The organism is Umezawaea sp. NPDC059074 (genome assembly GCF_042738955.1).
Classification (GTDB): Bacteria; Actinomycetota; Actinomycetes; order Mycobacteriales; family Pseudonocardiaceae; genus Umezawaea.
Genome location: NZ_JBHYHC010000281.1, coordinates 1 through 2,725 on the forward strand (window position 1 = coordinate 1; position 2,725 = coordinate 2,725).

Annotated in this window: 3 protein-coding genes; all 3 read right to left on the reverse strand. The window is 76.4% G+C overall.

The window, feature by feature from the left end; all coding sequences use genetic code 11:
- The coding region (locus tag ACFWW9_RS46030; RefSeq protein WP_390389977.1) for a sugar phosphate isomerase/epimerase family protein at positions 1-617 on the reverse strand (617 nt) is incomplete at its 3' end.
- Positions 614-1,462: an SCO3242 family prenyltransferase gene (locus tag ACFWW9_RS46035; RefSeq protein ID WP_390389980.1), complete on the reverse strand. Its 849-nt coding sequence runs from the start codon at positions 1,460-1,462 to the stop codon at positions 614-616. The genes ACFWW9_RS46030 and ACFWW9_RS46035, both read right to left, overlap by 4 nt.
- Positions 1,459-2,628: an inositol-3-phosphate synthase gene (locus ACFWW9_RS46040; RefSeq protein ID WP_390389981.1), complete on the reverse strand. Its 1,170-nt coding sequence runs from the start codon at positions 2,626-2,628 to the stop codon at positions 1,459-1,461. Before ACFWW9_RS46040 ends, ACFWW9_RS46035 begins: the two co-directional genes overlap by 4 nt.
- Between the last annotated feature and the right edge of the window lie 97 nt (positions 2,629-2,725).

Here is a 2,725-nt window from a genome sequence, read left to right on the forward strand (position 1 = left end):
GATCCCGCCCGGCGCACGCACGTGGCCGCGTCGTCGGGTTCCACGGCCACGCAGTGCCCCACGTCCAGGGTGACGCCGAACAGCGTCGGCGCGCCCAGTTCCTCCCGCAGCCGCAGCGCCTGGGTGAGGTGCTGCACGAGCATCCCCGGCTCGGGTTCCAGGCCGAGGGTGACGCCGAGCGGCTCCGCGCCCTCCAGGACGGCGGCCACGCCGGAGCGCATCCGCCGCCACGCCTCCTGCACGGGCACGTCCGCGGGCCTGATGCCGGACCAGAACGACACGCAGTCGGCGTTCAGCTCGGCGGCGATCCGGGCCGCGCGGAGCAGGAAGTCGACCCGGACCTCCTGCGCCTCGCTGACCAGCGTCGGGTGGTGCTTGCGCAGCGGGTCGAGCAGGAACCGGGCGCCGGTCTCCACGACGCAGCGCAGGCCCAGCTTGTCGAGCTTCGCGGCGACCCGCGCCACCCGCGCGGGCAGGTCGTCGGCGAACGGGTCGAGGTGGTGGTGGTCCAGGGTCAGCGCCACGGACGTGCAGCCGAGCCCGGCGATGATGTCGAGGGCGTCGTCGAGGCGGTGGTTGGCGAAGCCGTTGGTGCCGTAGCCGAGGTGGAACGTCATGTCGGGCTCACCTTCCGGCTCAGCCGCCGGGCCAGCGGCAGCGCGAGCGCGACGGCGGCGGCCGCCGCGACCGACCCGGCCCGCGCGGCGAGCGCGGACTGGAGCGGGACCATGCCGTGGATGCCCGCCTTGGTCGCGGTCCGCACGGACGCCGCGTCGGGCGTGCGCACGGCGGCGAGCTGGGCCCCGCCCACCGTGACGGCGTAGCCGGTGGCGGCGACCAGCCCGGCCAGGCGGTGCCGCCACGAGGCCGACGGCCCGACGACGGAGGCGAGCGCGCTGAGCGCCGTGCCGCCGACGACCGCGCGGGCCACCGAGGCGGACGTGCCGTGCACCTCGCCGCGCGACAGCGTTGTCACGCCGAAGGTGTGCGCGGCCACGGCCGCCGCGGCGGGCAGTGCTCCCCCGGCCCCGCTCGCGCCGAGCAGGACGTCCAGCCCCCGGCACGCGGCCATGCCGAGCGGCCCGGCCGGGGTGGACTTCAGCACGGTGTCGTAGGACCACACGGCCAGCGCGAGCGGCACGGCCACGCGCAGCGCGTCCCGGCCTCCCGCCCACGCCGCGATCCCGAGTCCCGCGGCGCTGAGCCCGGCGGCGACGGCCAGCGCGCGGTTCGGCGTGATCCGCCCGGACGGCACCGGCCGCTCCGGGCGTTCGACGGCGTCCAAGTCGCGGTCGGCCCAGTCGTTGAGGGCCATCCCCGACCAGTACAGCGCCACCGACGCCAGCGGCAGCGCCACTCTCCGGCCGCGCAACGGGTTCCCGGACGCGGCGGCCCCGGCGACGGTGTCGCCCAGGACGGTGAGCGCGGCGGGCGCGCGGACGAGTTCGACGTAGGCCCTCACGCGCGGTTCCTCCCCAGCTCACGGGCCCACGCGTGCAGGTCGCGGGTCTGCTCGGCGAACCGGTGCTCGTCGTGGCCGAGCGGGTCCTTGAAGAAGAACGCCAACGCGCCCAGGGCACCCGACTGCCCGTCGGCGTGCGCGGCGGCCACGAGCCGGGCCAGGTCGAGCACGAGCGGCGCGGCCAAGGAGGAGTCCAGGCCGGTCCAGGTGAACTGGAGGCTCATCCGCGCGCCGAGGAACCCCTCGAACGACACGTGGTCCCACGCGGTCTTCTGCTCGCCGAGGTCCGGGACGTTGTCGATGTGCAGCGGCGCGGTCACGGCCTCGCCGAGCAGCGCGGCCAAGCCTCGGGCCTTGGACTCCAGCTTGCTGGCGGCGTGCTCGGCGTCCTGGAGCGTCGCCCCGTCGCCGCCGCCGAGCAGGTTCGTGCCCGACCAGGAGCGCACGCGCAGGCCGCGCGCGGTGAACATCGGTGCGAGGACCGTGCGCAGCAGCGTTTCCCCGGTCTTGCCGTCGCGCCCGGCGTACGGCAGGCCGAGGGTCAGGGCCAGCCGGTGCAGCGCGGGCAGCGCGACACCGGTGGACGGCGTGAAGTCGACGAACGGGCAGCCCGCGCGCAGCGCCGCGTAGGCGGCCAGCGAACTGGGCGGCAGTACCGCGCGTTCCGGGTCGGTCAGCGCGGCCTCCAGCAGGGTGAGGTCGTCGTGCTCGGGCAGGTGCGGCACGGGCGGCTCGGTGGAGGACACGTTGACCACGACGACCCGCGCCAGGTCGTGCCGCTCCCGGAACAGCAGCAGGTCCGTCGCGAGCCGTTCGGCCGCCACGGCCTGGGCGCCGCGGTGGGTGGCCGGGTGGTAGCCCTCGCGGATCTCGGCGTCGACCGCCCGCAGCCCGTCGACCAGCGACGGCAGCAGGTGGTGCGGCACCACGCCCGCGGAGGCGAGCTGTTCGGCGCGCTTGTCCAGCGAGGTCGTCACGACGTCGTGGCCGCCGACAACGATGTCGTCCCACGACGGCAGGTCCACGTCGGCCAGTTCCGGTCTCGCGGTCACGCACCCCGTGGGTGGCGCGAGCCCGGCCCGCAAGGCGAGCAGCCCGCTCACGGCGGTGGTCGCCACCGATCCGCGCGCCCCGATCAACCACAGCCCGGTCCGTTGGTCCGACATCCCGACCGCCCTTCTCGCAGGGGTGAAGCTGGGTGGTGCCGGGGCGGGGGGGCGGCGGGGGGCCGCCGGCCCCCGGGGGCGCATCCCCGCGCGCCGG